General features: G+C 41.8%; 15 protein-coding genes. 6 read left to right on the top strand and 9 right to left on the bottom strand.

The features are described from left to right. Nucleotides 1-100 precede the first annotated feature (100 nt). From ACFG4S_RS02745 to ACFG4S_RS02760, 4 genes are all read left to right on the top strand, one after another. Nucleotides 101-1,744: a DUF6930 domain-containing protein gene (locus ACFG4S_RS02745; RefSeq protein WP_392533346.1), complete on the top strand. Its 1,644-nt coding sequence runs from the start codon at nt 101-103 to the stop codon at nt 1,742-1,744. A gap of 1,612 nt (nt 1,745-3,356) precedes the next feature. Then, nucleotides 3,357-3,533: a CopG family transcriptional regulator gene (locus ACFG4S_RS02750; RefSeq protein WP_392533347.1), complete on the top strand. Its 177-nt coding sequence runs from the start codon at nt 3,357-3,359 to the stop codon at nt 3,531-3,533. Between the two features lie 275 nt (nt 3,534-3,808). Beyond that, on the top strand, nt 3,809-5,248 hold the full coding sequence (zds, locus tag ACFG4S_RS02755; protein WP_392533348.1) for a 9,9'-di-cis-zeta-carotene desaturase: 1,440 nt from the start codon (nt 3,809-3,811) through the stop codon (nt 5,246-5,248). 65 nt (nt 5,249-5,313) lie between these two features. Continuing rightward, complete coding sequence (locus ACFG4S_RS02760) at nt 5,314-5,757, top strand: SRPBCC family protein (protein WP_392533349.1); 444 nt, start codon at nt 5,314-5,316, stop codon at nt 5,755-5,757. Nucleotides 5,758-6,019: 262 nt separating this feature from the next. On the opposite strand, the gene ACFG4S_RS02765 is transcribed toward ACFG4S_RS02760, so the two are convergent. The 3 genes from ACFG4S_RS02765 to ACFG4S_RS02775 all read right to left on the bottom strand — a co-directional run bounded on the left by ACFG4S_RS02765 (nt 6,020) and on the right by ACFG4S_RS02775 (nt 8,651). Beyond that, nucleotides 6,020-6,256 carry a 2Fe-2S iron-sulfur cluster-binding protein gene (locus ACFG4S_RS02765; protein WP_392533350.1) on the bottom strand — a complete coding sequence of 79 codons (237 nt, stop codon included), beginning with the start codon at nt 6,254-6,256 and terminating at the stop codon, nt 6,020-6,022. A 195-nt stretch (nt 6,257-6,451) separates the two neighbouring features. Next, complete coding sequence (gene cobQ, locus ACFG4S_RS02770; protein WP_392533351.1) at nt 6,452-7,930, bottom strand: cobyric acid synthase CobQ; 1,479 nt, start codon at nt 7,928-7,930, stop codon at nt 6,452-6,454. Between the two features lie 316 nt (nt 7,931-8,246). Continuing rightward, nucleotides 8,247-8,651, bottom strand: coding sequence for an Npun_F0494 family protein (locus ACFG4S_RS02775; RefSeq protein ID WP_392533352.1), 405 nt, complete (start codon nt 8,649-8,651; stop codon nt 8,247-8,249). A gap of 194 nt (nt 8,652-8,845) precedes the next feature. Between ACFG4S_RS02775 and ACFG4S_RS02780 the strand changes: the two genes are divergently transcribed. Then, entirely contained in the window at nt 8,846-9,283 is a 438-nt protein-coding gene (locus ACFG4S_RS02780) for a peroxiredoxin (RefSeq protein WP_392533353.1), read from the top strand. Nucleotides 9,284-9,359: 76 nt separating this feature from the next. On the opposite strand, the gene ACFG4S_RS02785 is transcribed toward ACFG4S_RS02780, so the two are convergent. From ACFG4S_RS02785 to ACFG4S_RS02800, 4 genes are all read right to left on the bottom strand, one after another. Next, complete coding sequence (locus ACFG4S_RS02785) at nt 9,360-9,767, bottom strand: hypothetical protein (protein ID WP_392533354.1); 408 nt, start codon at nt 9,765-9,767, stop codon at nt 9,360-9,362. Nucleotides 9,768-9,800: 33 nt separating this feature from the next. After that, nucleotides 9,801-10,688, bottom strand: coding sequence for an ABC transporter permease (locus ACFG4S_RS02790; RefSeq protein ID WP_392535889.1), 888 nt, complete (start codon nt 10,686-10,688; stop codon nt 9,801-9,803). Nucleotides 10,689-10,916: 228 nt separating this feature from the next. Further along, the gene (locus ACFG4S_RS02795) at nt 10,917-11,936 is read right to left on the bottom strand and encodes an ATP-binding cassette domain-containing protein (protein ID WP_392533355.1); all 1,020 of its coding nucleotides are present in this window, start codon (nt 11,934-11,936) and stop codon (nt 10,917-10,919) included. Between the two features lie 167 nt (nt 11,937-12,103). Continuing rightward, nucleotides 12,104-13,585: an aminotransferase class I/II-fold pyridoxal phosphate-dependent enzyme gene (locus ACFG4S_RS02800; RefSeq protein ID WP_392533356.1), complete on the bottom strand. Its 1,482-nt coding sequence runs from the start codon at nt 13,583-13,585 to the stop codon at nt 12,104-12,106. Nucleotides 13,586-13,850: 265 nt separating this feature from the next. Between ACFG4S_RS02800 and ACFG4S_RS02805 the strand changes: the two genes are divergently transcribed. After that, a complete protein-coding gene (locus tag ACFG4S_RS02805; protein WP_392533357.1) occupies nt 13,851-14,336 on the top strand; it encodes a hypothetical protein in 486 nt (161 codons plus the stop codon). A 25-nt stretch (nt 14,337-14,361) separates the two neighbouring features. Here the strand turns inward: ACFG4S_RS02805 and ACFG4S_RS02810 are convergent, their stop codons facing one another. Continuing rightward, nucleotides 14,362-17,397, bottom strand: coding sequence for a hypothetical protein (locus ACFG4S_RS02810; RefSeq protein WP_392533358.1), 3,036 nt, complete (start codon nt 17,395-17,397; stop codon nt 14,362-14,364). A 37-nt stretch (nt 17,398-17,434) separates the two neighbouring features. Next, entirely contained in the window at nt 17,435-19,021 is a 1,587-nt protein-coding gene (locus tag ACFG4S_RS02815) for a trypsin-like peptidase domain-containing protein (RefSeq protein ID WP_392533359.1), read from the bottom strand. Between the last annotated feature and the right edge of the window lie 121 nt (nt 19,022-19,142).

A 19,142-nucleotide genomic window follows, 5' to 3' on the forward strand; every position in this document is an offset into this window, starting at 1 on the left:
AGAAGCAACTAACCTTCAGGTGCAGCCATGAAAATTTTATCCGAGGCGAGCCATCCCCAAAAGTTTACTGCCAAATTGCTTCTTTTGATTAAGTTACTCTATGACAAGTTTTAATCGCTCTACCAGTCGTCGCTTGAAGAAATTAACTCAAATTCCTTCTGTATGGGAGGGCGATCGTCGTCCGCTGTCATCACCAAGCCAGCAGTCAGACTCAGAGGCAAAGGGAGAATGCATTCTTTGGGTAGATTACTCCCAAGGTATTGTTCGAGGAATGGATGTGGTAGCTTCAGATATCGGTCCGGAAGCAATAGTTCGTACTCTCATGCGAGCAATGGAGCATCCCCATAGTCCGGCAAAACCTGCCAGACCGCAAAGAATTGTAGTCAAAGACCGCGAGATCCAATTTTACCTGCGAGGGGTGTTGCAAGATTTGGATATCGCCATTGACTATGCACCAGAACTACCTTTAATTGACGAATTGTTTCGTGGGTTCGCGGATATTCTCGATAGTCAAACCCCTGACTTACCACCACAGTACGCACAAATTTTGCGAGAGAAAGCATTTGCAATTTGGCAAGCAGCACCTTGGGAATTTTTAGAAGAACAGCAAATTTTATCAATAGAAATTAACAAGTGGGATGTTGGTACGCTCTATGCCTCCATTATGGGAATGCTGGGAATGGAGTATGGGATTTTGTTTTATCGCTCAGAAGAGTCTCTAAAGCGTTTCCGCGCCGCAGTTTTAAGGGATGAAGAATCACAAGAGCGTTTAGAAGAAGCATTCCTCAAGCAAGATTGTCTGTTTCTCACTTTTGAGAGTGCTGATGAAACCGACGAAGATGATGAGGATTTAGATGATTTGGCAGATTTGCCACTATCAGATATTGACCCCACCTTCGGTAATATCCACCCCCTAGAAGGATTGCGGTCTGTTTTGTATGAGGAGGAAGCACTTGTAATCTTTGTAGCGATCGAAAGCTTAAGCCGCTTTATTCGCGATCATCGACGCCAGCTACATTCTGAACCCTTCCCCACCCTCAGCCGTCGCTATCGCATTTCTCCCCCGCAGCCTTGTGAAGAATTAACTAAATCTCTGGCTGTGACAGTCTCTACGATGCCGCAGTTAGCAGCAGAATTAGAGGAAATGGCTGGTTTTGGTGTTGATAATGCAGAAATTGACGATCTTGGATCTTCAACTTTCCAATCATTGCAAGATGACTTGATACCAGAAGATTCCTTCCTCAGCTTAGGTGTGGTGTCGTGGGAAATGTTGGAGTACTTACGTAAAGGAGTTAATTACCATAAGGCAGATGAAATCAAACAAGTGGGTGACGGTTTGCCGGTGATTTTAATTCAAACTTCCCGTCCCAAAGCAAAGATTGTAATTGAAAGAATTGAAGCAGCAGGTGGACTGAGAGCAATTTGCTTTAATCCCGGCGCAGATCCGTTTGATGGCGATCGCTACGACCTCGGTTTATTACAAACTGAAAATGGTGAATTGTTCCTATTTGGTGAATTTTTGGATGAAGATCCGATACATGTAGAAGCCCGAAAAAAATGGAATCAGCGCTGTAAAAATACTAAGGGCTACTGTGGTTTAATTATTGCTAAAGGACTAACGGGAGCTTCCCGTGGTAATCCCCAGTTACGAGATATGATGGCTTTGTTTGAAGGGCGATCGCTTTCACCTAAAGATTTAGGGATTGGTACTCTCCAACTCATGCCCCAACTTAAATTTGAATAGTTGCATTCACTAACTTGAATAGTGCTGAGTTTTTAAGTTATGAGTGCTGTTAGCATTAGCGGGGGTTTAGCCCTTGCTGTACATGGATAGCGGGGCGTTTAGCCGGTGCTGAGTTAAAAGTTTTCCCCTGCTTTGCTCCCTTTTTCTTCGATGGTGCTGAAAAATTTTTTATCAGAACTGCCTTCTACTTAGGACTAATTAGAAGTTTGCTTTATCTAAATTTCATGAAGTATCTGTATTCTGAAAATTTCCAGTATTTTAATCTATACCAAAAACGTATAAATCATTACATTTTAATTAATATTATCTATACATTGCCTTTTAACTACATCTAGCCAATGTGGTTAAACATTGAAATATTTTTTAACAACTTTCTGAGTTTAGTATCTTGTTATATATCAATATTATTAAGCAAAAGCTCAAGAACATAGCTTTTTCTTCGTAAGTTTTTTATAAAGAATAAAAACCTAACTATTTTCTGTTAAATAAAGATTCTTTAAAGTCCTGAAATAATGACTATAATGAACACAGTCAGTCAGTATATTTATATATACAATCATGATTTCTAAAGGATAATAAACAATAAAAAATAATTGGATTTCAAAACTTTATTGCCTATAATTTCTCTTTTAGTTTAGATATGGCAAAAAAAATACTGTCGAATGTGTAACACCATAATTGGCTAAAAATGATTTCTATCACCTCAAGATAGATAAATATAATGAATGGACAAACAGTTTGTTGAGTTGACAACAAACTATATCCCTAGAGGGAAGAGAAAAAACATCGAAAAAATCATTCTATCTTTACGGGTCTTTAGTATAAAAGTATGAAACAAAACTAGAATATTATTATAGATAACAGTCAATTAACATCACATTTTTGGGTTTATTGCTCTGTGTAATATTACAGATAATGCTGTCAAATTTTATCAGTGAATCTTAGATATTTACATCCCAGTAAACTGAGAATCATGCCTTCTTGTGACTACAAGATTGGCAGAAAAAATAAATCAGTTAAATCAATAAAAACCAAAATTTATAGCCCTTAAAGTGACTCTTAGCTTATTGGTTATAGTCATGTGTGCAGATTGATGTTTGTTGTGGAGCGATCGCTTATTTACCTGTTTTTAAGTGGTTATTCGCTAGTTATATATATCATTCTAACCCGCGTCCCGGTAAGCATTTAAGCGTAATAATGATGCTAAAGCTTTATTTTCAGGTCTTATATCCAGATGTTCTCTCCAAGAGCATTCGCTAAGCTTGGCTAACACAGAAGGTAAAAAGGATTTGATCGAAATTAATTTTGTAAATCTTGATTGAGTCAACAGTAGGTCTCTTACATTGCATTTATTAAATTTAATTGTCAGGGTTTACTGATGCTGTTAGTGGGGTTATTATCTTCAAAAGCAACTATGTGATTTTTCTACTGTGACAATGGTAACAAAAAAAGTGTAGTTTATTGATTTTTTTAGAAAATGATGAAACCTTTGACAAAACGAACAATCTTAATATTAATGGTATTACTTGTTTCCTGACACAAACTCTGATAATCTTATCGTTTTCCTCTTTAGTTTAGACTCTTTCGGTAATGCAAATATACAGCAAATAGCATGATAATGACAAACAAAAAATGGGCCGTAAAACGTATAACTGTCAATCTCGCAACACAGGAGGCAGAAAAACTAGAAAAATATTGTCAACAAACAGGTAGACCTGCAACTGATGTGATTCGTGAACTGATTAGAAGTTTGCCTATCTCCGAGGATAGCAAAGATGTAAACAAGTAAGAAGACGCTTTCACTAATTACCAGATAACTGCTTTACCATCAAAAAATAGCAATGATATTTTTTTGAGTCCGCCACAATGGACAAGACTTTGTTTAATCGATACAGACGCGATTTTTCTCGCGTCTGGTCATATAACGAGACTCAAAGGAGCGATCGAGGAAGTTTTAGTATTGACCTTGCTTAGCCTTGATATGCTGGTGAAGTTGATATTAAGTGGCAAATTCCGACACCAACCCAGTTACAATCTGTAAAGAAACTGAAAAGGAACGACGGAATGCGCGTTGCAATTGTAGGTGCGGGACTGGCTGGGCTAGCAACCGCAGTCGAACTAGCTGATGCTGGTTGTGAAGTAGAGATTTTTGAGTCTCGTCCGTTTGTGGGTGGTAAAGTTGGGAGTTGGGTTGATGGAGATGGCAACCATCTAGAAATGGGGTTGCATGTATTTTTTGGGTGCTACTACCAACTATTTGACTTAATGAAGAAAGTGGGGGTGTTAAAAAATTTGCGCCTCAAAGAACATACCCACACTTTTATTAACAAAGGAGGCCGGACTGGGGCGTTAGATTTTCGCTTTTTTACAGGTGCGCCTTTTAATGGCTTAAAAGCATTTTTCACTACTTCTCAACTATCGTTGCAAGATAAATTGCAAAATGCGATCGCTTTGGGTACTAGTCCCATAGTTCGCGGATTGGTAGACTTTAACGGGGCGATGAAAACCATCCGCAACTTAGATAAAGTTAGTTTTGCCGACTGGTTCCGCAGTCATGGTGGAAGTAATGGCAGCATCAAACGCTTATGGAACCCCATTGCTTACGCATTGGGATTCATTGATTGCGAAAATATGTCTGCCCGTTGTATGTTAACCATATTCCAGTTATTTGCAGTCAGAACTGAAGCTTCAGTTTTGCGAATGCTAGAAGGTTCTCCCTATGAATATTTACATAAGCCCATTCTGGAATATTTGGAAGTTAGAGGCACTAAAGTTTACACGCGCAGACAAGTCCGGGAAATTCAGTTTACAGAGTCAGACGGAAAAAGCCGCGTCACTGGTATAGCAGTTGCCCAAGGTGATACAGTAGAAACTATTACCGCTGATGCTTATGTTTTTGCCTGTGATATTCCAGGAATTCAACGCATCCTACCCCACGAGTGGCGTAAGTGGTCAGAATTTGACAATATTTATAAACTTGATGCAGTGCCAGTCGCAACGGTGCAGTTACGCTTCGATGGTTGGGTAACGGAACTGAACGATGGAGAGCAACGTAAACAGCTAAATCATGCGGCTGGAATTGATAATTTATTGTACACAGCTGATGCAGACTTTTCTTGTTTTGCCGATTTGGCGTTGACTAGCCCTGCTGATTATTATCGCCCAGGACAGGGTTCTTTGTTGCAGCTAGTGCTAACACCGGGAGATCCGTTTATTGCACAAAGTAATGAAGCGATCGCCCAACATGTCCTCAAGCAAGTTCATGAACTGTTTCCCTCATCGCGGGAACTAAATATGACTTGGTACAGTGTGGTAAAACTTGCTCAGTCTCTCTACCGAGAAGCGCCAGGAATGGATGCGTATCGTCCCAACCAAAAAACACCAGTAGATAATTTCTTTCTTGCAGGGAGCTATACTCAGCAAGACTACATCGACAGTATGGAAGGAGCGACTATTTCTGGACGGCGTGCGGCAAAAGTGATTTTGGAAACTTTGAAGAATTGACTAACCGCGTACTCCTGCAAAAAACTAAGCTACGCGCAGCGTCTCCTAGAGAAGGAAGAAGAGAAATGTCAGATTGGTTAGAGCATACTGTACAGATAGAAGTAGAAGTTCCCATAGATTTAGTATGGAGCCTCTGGTCAGATTTAGAGCAAATGCCTCGCTGGATGAAGTGGATTGATTCTGTCAAGATTATGCCAGATAATCCAGATATATCTATTTGGAAATTGAGTAGTAACGGTCTCGAATTTAGCTGGAAATCCCGAATTATCAAAGTTATTCCCAACCAAATTATTCAATGGGAATCTATTGATGGTTTGCCGAATCAGGGAGCAATTCGCTTTTACGATCGCCACAATAATAGCATTGTGAAAATGACTATTTCCTACGCCATCCCTGGGATTATTGGCAAAATTATGGATAACTTATTTTTGGGAAGGATAGTTGAATCGACGATTCAAGCTGATTTGGAAAGGTTTAAACAATACGCGCTAAATGTTAAAGGTAATTGATATTGATATAGATAGCAAAAACAGGCTTCAATAGTGGAATTTCCGGTTTATTCGGTTTCATGCGATCGCCTTTCTTCACCAGCCACTCCCCCGATTGGGATCGCGGCGCTATCTGTTTCACCCATTGTCAGCTTTTAGCCTTTGTTCAAATTCATCAACAGCTTGAATTGAATCTGAAATTGAAATTTAGCTGAGGTATTGCGTGTTAGTCGCCCGACTTTGGTCACTTGGGAAAATTTTATGATTTACGAGGGTTAAAAAACTACCAAGTTGGGTCGCTAAACAAATTAATCGTCAATTCATCGCGTGGTGGTATTGCGGTGATACAAGCGCGAATCGTCTCTCCATCTTCTAATTCCACGGTGCAAGCGTGACAAGAACCCATCAGACAACCAGTGGGAATAAATACTCCAGCGCGGTCTGCTACATGTAACAGGGATTCTCCCACTTCGGCATCTACTATGACATCATCTGGTAAAAAGCGGACACGAACAATCATCGCTCTTATGAATTTAATTTAGTATTGTCGTTTGTCACTTGTACTTCGACTCCCTTTGACTTCACTACCTCGGCTACTTCGGCTTTGCGGTAGTTGAGCGTAGTCGAAACTCAGTACAAGTTCGCTCGGCACAAGTCAGGGCAAATCGCTCAGTACAAGTGACCAATGACTAATGACATTTCAAAGCATTTTACCTTAAGACAAAAACGGACTTAAGTCTAAATGGCTTTCAACTTGAGTGGCTAGGGAATCCAAAATCTGCTCCCGTTGTTCTCGGTAGTTAGCTACACCTGTGGGTAAAGATTTTAAACCCCGTTGTTGACGGAGACGATTTAACCAAGCCCGTCGCCAAGGCCCATTGTCAAAAAGCCCATGTAGGTAACTTCCCCACACTGATTGACAACTATCCACTAACCCTAAATTAACATCGTCAAATAGGGCATGGTAAGATTGGCTATCTATGCCTTGCTGTTCAATGCGCGATCGCCCTTGGTGGATTTCAAAGCCATTAACTGGCAAGCCCTGTTGTGGATAATTCGAGGTAACTTGGCGTTGACGGGCGATTTTCTGTCCTGTAATTACAGTTCTGATTGGTAAAAGATTTAACCCTTGAAATCTGCCCGCTTGTCCCTCTATTCCTTCTGGATCGGCGATGATTTGTCCAAGCATTTGATAGCCGCCGCAGATGCCTAAAACCGTTCCCCCAGAAGCAGCATAATGTTGAATAGCTTCTGCCATACCGCTTTTTTGTAGCAGTAGCAAATCAGCAATTGTGGTCTTTGTACCTGGGATAATTACTGCATCTGGATGTCCTAAATCTTGCTTCGGACTCAGAAATCTCACAGAAACTGACGCCTCTGATTCTAGTGGATCAAAATCGGTGAAGTTGGCAATTCTGGGTAAGCGGATGACGGCAATATTGAGGTCAGTGTGGGCTTTGCTCGATTGACGTTCTAACAGGTCAAGGGAGTCCTCCGCGGGAAATACTTCTTCTAAATAGGGTATAACACCGACAACAGGAATACCTGTACGTTCTTCTAACCATTTTATTCCCGGTTCTAAGAGCGATCGCTGTCCTCGGAACTTATTAATTACGACACCTTTAATTAAAGCGCGTTCATCCGGTTCCAATAACTCTAGAGTGCCTACTACATGGGCAAAAGCACCACCGCGATCGATATCAACTACTAACATGGTTGGTGCATTCAAATATTTTGCCACCCGCATATTAGTTAAATCTCGGTGCTTCAGGTTAATCTCCGCAGGACTGCCGGCACCTTCACAAACGATCAAATCAAATTCTGTTCCTAAATGCTGTAGCGATTCTTCAATTGTCCGCCACCCCAGGTCAAAATATTGCTCGTAGTAATCTGAGGCACTCACTTTACCAACAGATCTGCCTTTGATAATTACTTGGGAAGTCATATCTCCTTGGGGTTTCAGTAAAATTGGGTTCATTTCTACCCAAGGTACTACTCCCGCAGCCCAAGCTTGTACTGCTTGGGCATAGCCAATTTCCCCACCATTGGCAGTCACATAAGCATTTAAAGCCATATTTTGACCTTTAAAAGGAGCCACTCGCCAGCCACGCCGGGACAAAATACGACAAATAGCAGTAGTTAAAAGTGATTTCCCTGCGTGGGATGTTGTCCCCACCACCATAATTGATTTCATAGTCAGTATTAGGTTTTTAAGTTATAGGTTATAGGGTGAAATTTTAGGGCTATTGGGTATGGGGCATTGGGCATTAGGAGTGCTGAGTTAGGAGTGTTGAGTTAAGAGTTAGGAGTTTTGTTTATCTCCTTGTTCCCTTGTCTCCCCATACTTCGGCTTTGCGGTAGTTGAGCGTAGTCGAAACTCAGTACAAGTCTCCCCATGCCCAATGCCCAATCTTCACCAGACTTATGGTAAAGACTTCATGAAGGAGTGTGATGTTTCCGTATATATTGTTCCCTTTGATTCGCTAATCCTAACTCTTTAGTTTTGTGTTCTAAAAGGGTAACCGCAACCAACGAATCACCGCATCGGATAAACGATCGCGCCATGAAGGATTACGCCAATTTTTTCCCTGGTATTTTTCTATCAACTGGCGTCCCAAGGGAGTGAGGCGAAAACCATCTGTAATTCCCTGACCATCAACTTCTCGCCGTAATACACCAACTTGAATTAGCCAGCCCAAGGCGTTGTCAGACGTTAATTCCGATAAAGGGCGCTTAGTATAGCCCTGCTTAAATCCATTTTCTACGGCGATCGCACTCAATGTCACACTTTGATGTCCCATAACTTCAAATAAAGATACATTAAAGGGCGAACAAATTAGCGATCGCTCCGCTCTTTGTATTGTGCTGGGAGTATAGACAAAAGTTTTTGGGTTTTGGGAATCTACAGGAGGCATTGTGTATAGGGAGAAATTTTTCTTTTAATAAAGATTAATTTAACAATATGTTTTTTCTTGTACTAAATACCTTATTTAACCAAAATTGGCTGCCTAAAATATAGTTATGCTATTTTTTAGCAATTATATTTAAACATTATAAATTAATGTAAAATTTCAAGTGCATCAACAATCTGAAACAGGAAAGGTTAATTATGCCTCTAGCAGTTGGTACGGATGCACCTGCATTTACCGCCAAAGATACAAACGGCAACACGGTTTCTTTATCTGATTTTGCCGGGAAGACAGTTGTTTTGTATTTTTACCCCAAAGATGATACACCGGGCTGCACTAAACAAGCCTGTAGTTTCCGGGACGCCCAGTCTAAGTATCAAGGTAAAGATGTGGTAGTGCTGGGAGTCAGTGCAGATGATGAGGTCTCCCATCAGGCATTTACCCAAAAATATAATTTGAATTTTCCTCTACTAGCCGACAGCGATAAATCCCTCATCACAGCTTTCGATGTGGATGGCGGTGGTTATGCCAAGCGCGTCACCTATGTAATTGACCCTCAGGGCAAAATCGTCCATGTTGACGCTAGTGTAAATACCACAACCCATGCTGAAGATATTTTAGCTGCACTTGGGTTGTAGTTTTTAACCTGATAACTGAGAATTTTTTAATAGTCTTAGCCCCAAGCTTCTGAAACTTGGGGTTCTTTATTTGAGTTCAGTTACCGGATGCTGGTGTAACTGGTGTAACTAATGACGGTGTAACGACTGGTAATGTAATCCTTGGGAAACTGGGGGTTGCTTGTTGTTGTTGACCTTGAATTAGTTTTTGTTGTCTTGCTTTAAAAGCTGCTGCTGCCGAGTCTAATTGTTCGTTGTGTTGGTCATAATTCCAGTTGAGAGTCCCAAAATTCGCCCGATGAATCAGATCGAGCGGGTTGAAATTGTCTGAGTTTGAGCGCGAGAACGGATCGGTATTTTGGTCTGTTGAGCTATTAGTGGGAAAAGCATCCTGTGGACTGCTGACTTGAGCCGAACTGGGTTGAGCCAGGAGCAAGGAAGCAAAGCTGATTCCTGCAACGGTAACCACAAAGAGTCTAGTAATTTGTAAAAATGGTTTTTTCATGGGGTTTTGACCCTTAAATTGCTCTATTTTATCTTAAGCAAGAGTCCGACGAAGTTGGGGTTGAATACTGACTAAAGCCACAAGTGCAAAGCCAAACAACACTAGCAATGCTCCGCCAAAACTAACATTACCCCAAGGAGCTTGCATAACTACACTATCTAAAGTCCAACTACTGTGGAGATAGAGATAGCGAATGGGTTCGATCGCATAGCTGAGAGGATTCAGAGTAGCTACAACCTGCAACCACTGCGGCATAAAGGATAGAGGAGCCAAGGCAGTGCTAGCAAATAACAATGGTAGGTTAGTGACGAAAATTACTGCAATCAGTTCTATGTGTCCGGGTAAGGTAAAAGCCAAACCGAGGGAAATAGCTGTCACACCCAAAGCGAGGAGAAAGACAATTAAAGCGATCGCACCTAAACCAGCGGCATCAGGTAAACCAGCACCTAAAAACGCTGCCGCTGCTACAATCACCGCGGCTTGCAGTAAACTTTGGCTAATGATAAAGATTGCCGAAGCAAAGACAATAGAAAAGCGTGATGCTAGGGGTGCCACTAGCAAACGATTTAAAAAGCCGAACTCGCGGTCAAACATGACAGGCAAACCAGCATTTAGCGCTCCAGCAAAGGCTGTAAACACAATTACTCCAGCAGCCAAAAATTGACCGTAATTTGTCGTACTACCAAACAAGCCCTTAGGTGCATTTTGGAATAAAGCGCCAAACAGCACCAACCACATCACCGGCTGAATAATTCCCGCAACTAATGTCGAGGGACGGCGTTGCAATTGAATAAACAAGCGACGTGTTAAAGCTAGTGTCTCTTGTACTAATTCACCAAAAAAGTTAGAAGCAGGGTTAGCATCTGCTAGCGGCGATGTTAGCGGTTGCCAATTGATATCAGATTTAGGAGTAACACTCATAATTGGGAATTGGGAATTGGGGATTGGGGATTGGGGATTGGGGATTGGGGATTGGGGATTGGGGATTGGGGATTGGGGATTGGGGATTGGGGATTGGGGATTGAGCATTGGGGATTGAGCATTGGGGATTGAGCATTGGGGATTGAGCATTGGGAGTGGGGAGTTCTTATTCTCCCTCTGCCCCTCTGCCCCTCTGCCCCTCTGCTCCCATGCCCCACTCCCCATTCCCTATCTCATATTCTGCTTTTTCTCAGCTTTCGGATCGCGAGTAGCAACGGCTGCTAGTTCTGCATCCATTAGTGTGCGTCCGGTGGCGGCGAGGTAAACGTCATCGAGGCTGGGGCGAGATTGGGCGATGCCAAATATGGGTAAGCCAGCAGTATTCAGGGCTTGCTGTATGTTAATCAGCACATCATTTTGGGGTGTCACCACCAAGTTGAGAGAATTACCTTGAGCGCTGTTGATGATGACTTCTTGGACAAACGGCAAAGGTTGCAGCAGGTTTTTGGCTTTTTCCGCTTCTTCAAAGGGGGAAAACTCCCGAATTCGCAAAGTGACGCGATCGCCCCCTACTTGATCTTTCAATTGTGATGGTGTGCCACCAGCAATCACAACGCCGCGATCGATAATTGCCACGCGATCGGCTAAAGCGTCAATCTCTTCTAAATAATGGCTGGTAATTACTACCGTCGTCCCAGAGGCGCGTAATTTTCTCAGGAAATCCCATACCACAAAACGGGTTTCTATGTCAAGCCCGACGGTTGGCTCATCCAAGACTAAAACATCCGGTGAATGGAGTAACCCAGCCGCCAAGTCAAGGCGCTTGCGTAAACCGCCAGAGTAGGTTCCAGTTTTTTTGTTGGCGTATTCTTCTAAATCAAGTAAATCTAATACTTTCTCAATGCGCTGTTTGGCTACTGCGCCTGGAAGGTGATAAAGTGCTGCTTGCAATTGGAGCAGTTCTTTTCCAGTCAACACTTTATCTATAGCAACTTCCTGAGCTACATAGCCTAGTCGTTGTCTCGCCAGTTTGGGATTATCTAAAACAGAGATGCCAGATACTTCAATTTTGCCAGCATCCGGTGTGGTGAGTGTACACAAAGCACGCAAGGTAGTAGTCTTGCCAGCTCCGTTGGGGCCAAGTAGACCAAAGATTTCTCCTGATTCTACCTCAAAGGAAACATCCTGGACGGCGACCACTGTGCCGTAGCGTTTTTGCAGATTTTGAATTAAAACGGCGGGAGCCATGACAGCTTTTCCCCAACTATACAAATCTCAATAAAGTCTATCTCTATTTTAGAAGGTGTAGAGCAAGGATATAAGCAATTCAAAATTCAAAATCCAAAATCTAAAATGTTCGCCTAGTGTCTCCTAGAGAACAAAATCTATTTTTGTGAGTCATCGCCAGAGAAAAATCAAATTTTCACCACTTTCAAAGTTTTGAAGCTTGTATCATTACAACCACTGATAAATCCTCCCATTGCCTGGATTTGTTGCAGATAGTCAAGCGCAGGTTTGGTAATGACTTCTCCCGGCATTAACACGGGAATTCCCGGAGGATACGGACAGACGATTTCAGCACAAATGCGATCGCTTGTCTGTGTTACAGGCAATGTTTCACTAACAGCAAAAAAAGCTTCACGGGGAGACAAGTGTAAATTAGTACTCAAGGTTCCGACAAAATCCTGCCAAATATAGTTTTTAACACTCAATTTGGTTCGGCGATATTCTTTGGCAAGGATGGTAAAACTTTGCACTAATTGCTCAATATCTGCTTGGGTGTTCCCCAAACTAATAATAAAAGTCAGGTGTTGCAGTGAAGCGAATTCAGCGGTAACGCTAAATTTTTCATCCAAAATTTCCTCTGCTTCAAATCCGGTTAAACCTAAGTTAGAAACAGTGACAGATAGTCGCGTTTTGTCTAAAGCTACAAAACCGGGAGATCCCCCCAACCCCCCTTGAGAAGGGGGGCTTAAAACCGATAAGCCAGGAATTTGGGTGATTTTGCTTCTAGCTTCTTCAGCAAGTTCCAAAGTGCGAGACATCAGCATTTTTCCGTGGAGTGCCATTTGCTGACGCGCTGCATCTAGAGAAGCTAAGAGTATATAACTAGGACTGGTAGACTGTAGAAGCTGTAAAGCTTTACTAATGCGATCGCTATCTATCCTGTTACCTTGGATATGCAACATTGATGCCTGTGTCATAGCACCAAGTACTTTGTGGATGGATTGGACAGTTAAATCGGCACCTGCGGCTAAAGCTGGAGTGGGTAATTGGGGATGAAAGGCAAAGTGTGCGCCGTGTGCTTCATCTACCAGTAGAGGAATATTGTGTTGATGTGTGATGTTGGCGATCGCCCTTAAATCTCCGCAAACACCGTAATATGTGGGGTAAACTATCAACACTGCTTTAGTGTCGGGATGTTGTTGGAGTGCAGATTCTAGGGCATTGGGCGTAATGCTATGGGCAATATCTAAAACTGGGTCATATTCAGGATTGAGAAAAATTGGTATAGCACCAGAGAGAATTAAACCTGCGATCGCCGAAGAATGTACATTTCGAGGCAAAATAATTTTATCGCCTGTGCCACAGGTAGCGAGAATTGCCGCTTCAATCCCACAGGTAGAACCATTGACAAGGAACCATGTTTGCGAAGCACCAAACGCTTCAGCTGCAAGTTGTTGTGCTTCTTGAATAACGCCTTGGGGTGCAAAGAGATTATCTAAATCTGTTAATTCGGTTAAATCAGCGCAAAAGACGGCTTTACCAAGTAAATCAGCCAAAGGTTGAGAAATTCCCTCACCTTGTTTATGTCCTGGAGTGTAAAAGGGAGCGTGAGGACGGGCTGCATTGGCTTTTAAGGCATCTAACAAAGGTATTTGGTTTTGATTGAGCATTTTTGAAAAAACAAACCGTCAATCGATTTTGGATTAATGAAAAAAGTTAAACTTTTGGATACTATAGCGATTCTCACTTGGGTAAAATACGCCCGTTCGTAGGGGCGCACAGCTGTCATTGGTGTCAACTTCAGCTTAAACGCTTGTCCCACGTACCTTTTACCCCCCTTAATCCCCCCTTATAAAGGGGGGAAAAAGAAATCTAGTTCCCTCCCCAATACATACGGGGAGGGTTAGGGTGAGGTGACGCGGTGAGTAACCGTAAGTGAATGAACTCGATATCACCTCTTCACAAGGGTTTCGCGTTAAGTTGACACCAATGCACAGCTTAGCGCCCCTACAGCGTATTGCATCCAAACGAGAATCGGTAGCGAACATGGCTGTGCCCCTACCCGTGTACTTCATTTACCTGAAATACGCTGTAAATTATAATTTTCATGAACAAAGGCATCGTTTTCATGAACAAACGCATCGCGTTCATGAACAAACGCATCGCGTTCATAAACAAAGGCATCGTTTTCATGAACAAAGGCATCGTTTTCATGAACAAACACATCGTTTTCATGAACAAAATTATTTGATTAAAACAGCAATACTTTTTCTGCCAGATGCTACGGGTAACTTGCTTCTCCATCGGAGTACGTTAGCCAGTAGTGGCGTGACAAGACTAAAATGTTGCAAAAAAATTGTAGGTTGGGTTGAACGAAGTGAAACCCAACACCGAGATCAACGTTGGGTTCTCACTCGGTAAGCCCAACCTACTATACTTTAAATAATTAGCTTCTTACTGCACGCTCTTTCACCCATTGTTTTAACAGAGGAATTTCAAAATCATATCCTCCATTGATTTTGTGTAAAATATGATAACGCAACAAGCGGGTTAATACTTTTTCAGCAATTTCAGTAGTTATAGGTAATAAAATATCTGTTCTGGCAACTTGTAATAATAATTCTTGACCAATTACCATTTCTTCTGGTGTAGTTCCTGTAAATTCTGTCCAAATATTTGTAAAATAAGGCTGACCAGAAGTAAATGCGTCATTAATAGAAGCTTGCAAGAGTTCAGCAGTAATCAAATCAGTATGGTTAAAGTTAGCTTGATTCACCATTGATGCGCCCAATAATTGTAGGCAGTAAGGGTGACAACTGGTAAGCTTTAATACTTCTTTTACAATGTCTGCATCGTAACGCAGTTTAAAATCTGGATCTGGATTAAGCAGTAATTCCTCGGCTTCGCTAGGTTCAAGATAAAGCATTTCTATCGGGACAACGCTGATAAAATAGCTACTCCAATTCGGGCCTAATTCTTCTAAAGTTTGCACCCCAGAAAAGAGAAAACCGAGTTTTTCATAATGTTGAATTAAGTGGCGCAGTTCGTCAAATAAACGTATAGTTATCTGTCCCTTTTGGATGGCAGTACCGATTTTTTCAAATTCATCAAGGTTGAGAAGGATGCGCCGTTCTCCGATTTGGGCAAATGCTTCATCAAACCAATCTTCTAAAGTGGTATAGGGACTAGCTTGAAAATCGGTGCGTTTAGGAATGTTTGGTAATTGAACGCCTTGACTTTTGCAGTCTTTATGAATTGCCCGGACTAAGCCAAAGCAAAAGTCAGATTCGTTGGTGGTAATGGCGGAACTTTGCATATCCACAAATACGGGGAGAATATCACTGGGAAGCAGACGGGGAAAGTTATACAAAAAGGAAGTTTTACCACAGCGACGAGGGCCATGCAGCACAAGGGTAGGTCGGTCACGGTCTAAAACTCGACGGACAACTTCATTGGCAAATCTCTGACGACCTTTAAACAAGTTTTTTTGGTCAAGTCGCACCGGATTTCCATATTGGAACGGGTTGATTAGTTCGCCTTGAGAGAGTTTGCGTTGTTCATTTTGTTCCAGTTCAAGAACCCTTTGCCACTCTTCCAGTACAGGTGTCCAGCGTTTGATGGCTTCGTTTTTAAGTCCGAGAGAGGGTAATTGAGATTGTAACCGCTCAAGCTTGTTATTGATTTTTTCTAATCCTCGTTCTCGTAGGTGTATATTTTGATTTTCAAGTGCAGATTGAATATCTTGATTAATAGTTTGCAAGCGAGAAAGAAGGATAGAAAGTTCGGGTTTAACCTTTGGTAAAGGTGTTTCTAGAACGGGGCTGTCGCTGTCAAAATCGAGGTGATAGAAGGGGGAAATCAAAAAGGGTAATATAGGATGGTCTGAGTTGGCAGTAAAGATTAGTTCTGGAATACTTTTAATTTGCTTGAGTTGATCGGCGACAATTTGTGGTAAGGCATTTTGCAGGGTTATTTGAAATCCTGGTAAAGAAAAAGTTTGCGTATATTGAAAGATTGTTAAGGCTTGTTGAGGTCTTTCACGAAATTCAGAAACAAGAAGTTGAGCATGATTAGGTAAAGGTATCCACAGGAGTTCGCTAGTGTAAGGAGGTAATTGAAAAAGTATTTTTGCTGTTTGGGGACGGAACCACCTAATTGTTGAATCTGAAAATCTAAAAACTTTTAGTAAAGCATGAGTAAATATATAATAATTAATAGAGGTAAAGTAATAATCAGGAAATATTCTGTAATAGCTGACTAAGGTTACAGGAATAATTAATGCTGAACGCCATCCTAAATTTTGGGCAGAAAGAGCTATTAAAATCACTGTAGTGGTGATAAAAACTCTGTTGGCTTTTGCTGGTGCAAGAGCAAAAGCGATTAAACTTGCAACAACCGAAAACCAAGTAAGCGGTAAAGTAGCAACTCCCGCCACGACGAACGCCACGACTCCCGCCACGACGAACGCCACGACGAACGCCACGACTCCCGCCACGACTCCCGCCACGACGAACGCCACGCCTCCCGCCACGACGAACGCCACGACGACCACCATGACGACCGCTACTTCTCCCGCTACTTCTCCCGCCACTCCGACCGCCACTCCGACCGCCACTCCGACCGCCACTCCGACCGCCACTTCTCCCGCCACTCCGACCGCCACTTCTCCCGCCACTCCGACCGCCACGACTCCCGCCACGACTCCCGCCACGACGACCGCCATGACTCCCGCCAGGACGACCGTTACTTCTTCCGTCACGACTCCCGCCACGATGACCGCCACGACGACCGCCACTCCAACTGCCACGACGACCGCCACGACAACCGCATCATAACTATTTTTTATGCTTTCTCTTGCTGAAAATAGGACAAAGCCTGTCATTCCACTTATTAACAACAGAAACAGCCAGTTTTGAGTTGCTAACCACGCTCCTAACATCACACTGATTGTTCCCCCCACCACCATCACATTACGAGCAAAGAAAAGATGTTCTTTTTTTAACAGTTGCAATATTAACCAAACAGTTAATGATATAGATACTCCAAAAACTGCAAGACCTATCCCCATTTGAGGTAAAGGAGGTAAAACTTTAATAGCTTCTATTAAGCCCTTTAACCAGCTATCAGGCTGATTTAATACAACTATGAACCATAACAAAGGGATAACCAGTCCTAAAGGTAAAAATAAAACTCCTGTCGTGTAAGCAATTAAGATTACAGAAGGTAACTGTAACCAATCTAATAATTGATGACGCTCAATTAGCTTTAAAATCAGAGGGGTATTAAAAATAAATAATAGTAATAGATACTGACTAAGAAATCGTAAATTTCCGAAAACCAAAATATACAAAAAACTTGTGTCTGGTCTGCGTCCATCTTTTTCTTTTTGAGGCAACCATTCATTGATTCTTTGCTGAACCCTTGAAGGAAAAAACATTGCCCACCAAAATAGTTCCCAAGTTTCTCGCAAAAACAGCAACATTTTTTATATTTAATGTTTGAATCTTTGGCTTATTGTTTTATCTTTGACCTTTCACAAACTCTGCAAACACACTGCTAAATAAACCCCCATTCTTTCGTAATAACCCATGACGCTGAAGCCTATCTAAAATTGCCCAATGATCGAGAATAAGTAAATTACTCTCTCCCAACTCATAACGCAATGCTAAACGTTCAACTTCGGTTAAATCTTTCCAAAGTTCTTCAAAACGAGGCTTGGTTTGAAAATTAAACTCATTTTTAGCTATTTCTTGATTACTGTTTTGCCACAACATCGCCCCCGCCATCTGCACATAATAGGGCAACCCTCCTGCTAACTCATCCACCCATTGTAATACCGCAGAATTAGGCAAAAATTCTTTCTGTCCTTTCTGGATGATGTTTTGCCAAGCTTCCTCCTCTAATGCCCCTAAAATAGTCGTACTGAAAATATTAGCAAAGGGAGAACCTAGACTCAAAGTTTCGTAAACTTCATTAAGAGGGCGTTTGCTGGCAATTACCATTGTTAATAAACCTGCACAAGCCTTAGAACGCCAATCTTCTCCCCAATCCTGAAACAATTCCAGTCTATCTTTTTTACTAGCAATGGCTTCAAACTCATCCAATAAAATAATTAAACGATACCCTTCATCTACTAACACCTGTAAGCCATCTTCTACTGCAAAGCCATCTTCATTATCTTCCTTTAACCAAGGAAAATTCCCTGTTAGTTTGTGAATCCTTCGCCTTAAGCCTTCAATAATCCCCTCTGGAGTATGAAATTTACCATTCGTTAAATCTAAATCAACAACTAAAGGCTTTTGTTCTGGCGAACAAAATTCGCTGATTCTTTCTCTGATATATCGCAATAGGGAGGTTTTTCCATTGCGCCGCAATCCTACCAAATTGACACATTGAGGACTAATCGCGCCAATGCGGTTTTTAATCTCTAAAATCTCTTTTCTCCGTCCATAAAAACGTTGTGGAGAAACAGGAGAACCATATTCAAATGGATTATCACTTTTGGGCTTTAGCTGATGAAATTGTTTATTAAGTAAGGCAATTTCGGGAAACTGTTGCACAATAACTTGAGCCGAAACTGCCCGTCCCCCTAAATCGTTACTCTCATCACGGGAAAGATGCACAATTCCACAAACTTTACCTGTGAGTAAATTTAACAAAGGCGAGCCACTAAAGCCTGAGATAACTTGCCCTTGCTTTAATTTATAGAGAATAATATCCTGTTTAAAACTTATTCCTTCATATTTAAAACTTGCTGAATCTCCCTGCGAATAATCAACTTCGCTATTCTTGGGATAACCGAAAATATATAAGTCATCGTTGGTTTTCGGTTCTGTGTCATCCAATTCAACACAGGGATGATCCAAACAATCCTCGTACAGTTGTAAAAGCGCTAAATCAAGGGGATATTTGTATGATTGCGTAACCTTAGCTGTGTAATTCTGGTTTCCTGCTTTCCAGAATACTTGCACAGGGTTATCTTTCACAGATTCGACCACATGGGCGCAGGTGAGAATCCAATTCGGTGCAACAAAGAAACCTGTTCCCTGACTACTGGCAACATTTAAACGCACTGTACAGCGTTGTAAATTGTCTTCGTTACCCATTAATTGCTCTCACGTAGCATCTTTGTAAAAAGATTACCACAACTGTAATACCAATTTTCTATGAAGCTGCGTATAATTCGATCCCCCCTAGCCCCCCTTAAGAAGGGGGGAACCCGGAAAA

The organism is Nostoc sp. C117 (assembly GCF_043099735.1).
Classification (GTDB): domain Bacteria; phylum Cyanobacteriota; class Cyanobacteriia; order Cyanobacteriales; family Nostocaceae; genus Nostoc.

Bases quoted from the DNA above. Each gene is read 5' to 3' on its own strand.
- ACFG4S_RS02745 (WP_392533346.1), top strand. From the start codon at position 101: ATGACAAGTTTTAATCGCTCTACCAGTCGTCGCTTGAAGAAATTAACT.
- ACFG4S_RS02750 (WP_392533347.1), top strand. From the start codon at position 3,357: ATGATAATGACAAACAAAAAATGGGCCGTAAAACGTATAACTGTCAAT.
- zds (WP_392533348.1), top strand. From the start codon at position 3,809: ATGCGCGTTGCAATTGTAGGTGCGGGACTGGCTGGGCTAGCAACCGCA.
- ACFG4S_RS02760 (WP_392533349.1), top strand. From the start codon at position 5,314: ATGTCAGATTGGTTAGAGCATACTGTACAGATAGAAGTAGAAGTTCCC.
- ACFG4S_RS02765 (WP_392533350.1), bottom strand. From the start codon at position 6,256: ATGATTGTTCGTGTCCGCTTTTTACCAGATGATGTCATAGTAGATGCC.
- cobQ (WP_392533351.1), bottom strand. From the start codon at position 7,930: ATGAAATCAATTATGGTGGTGGGGACAACATCCCACGCAGGGAAATCA.
- ACFG4S_RS02775 (WP_392533352.1), bottom strand. From the start codon at position 8,651: ATGCCTCCTGTAGATTCCCAAAACCCAAAAACTTTTGTCTATACTCCC.
- ACFG4S_RS02780 (WP_392533353.1), top strand. From the start codon at position 8,846: ATGCCTCTAGCAGTTGGTACGGATGCACCTGCATTTACCGCCAAAGAT.
- ACFG4S_RS02785 (WP_392533354.1), bottom strand. From the start codon at position 9,767: ATGAAAAAACCATTTTTACAAATTACTAGACTCTTTGTGGTTACCGTT.
- ACFG4S_RS02790 (WP_392535889.1), bottom strand. From the start codon at position 10,688: ATGAGTGTTACTCCTAAATCTGATATCAATTGGCAACCGCTAACATCG.
- ACFG4S_RS02795 (WP_392533355.1), bottom strand. From the start codon at position 11,936: ATGGCTCCCGCCGTTTTAATTCAAAATCTGCAAAAACGCTACGGCACA.
- ACFG4S_RS02800 (WP_392533356.1), bottom strand. From the start codon at position 13,585: ATGCTCAATCAAAACCAAATACCTTTGTTAGATGCCTTAAAAGCCAAT.
- ACFG4S_RS02810 (WP_392533358.1), bottom strand. From the start codon at position 17,397: ATGTTGCTGTTTTTGCGAGAAACTTGGGAACTATTTTGGTGGGCAATG.
- ACFG4S_RS02815 (WP_392533359.1), bottom strand. From the start codon at position 19,021: ATGGGTAACGAAGACAATTTACAACGCTGTACAGTGCGTTTAAATGTT.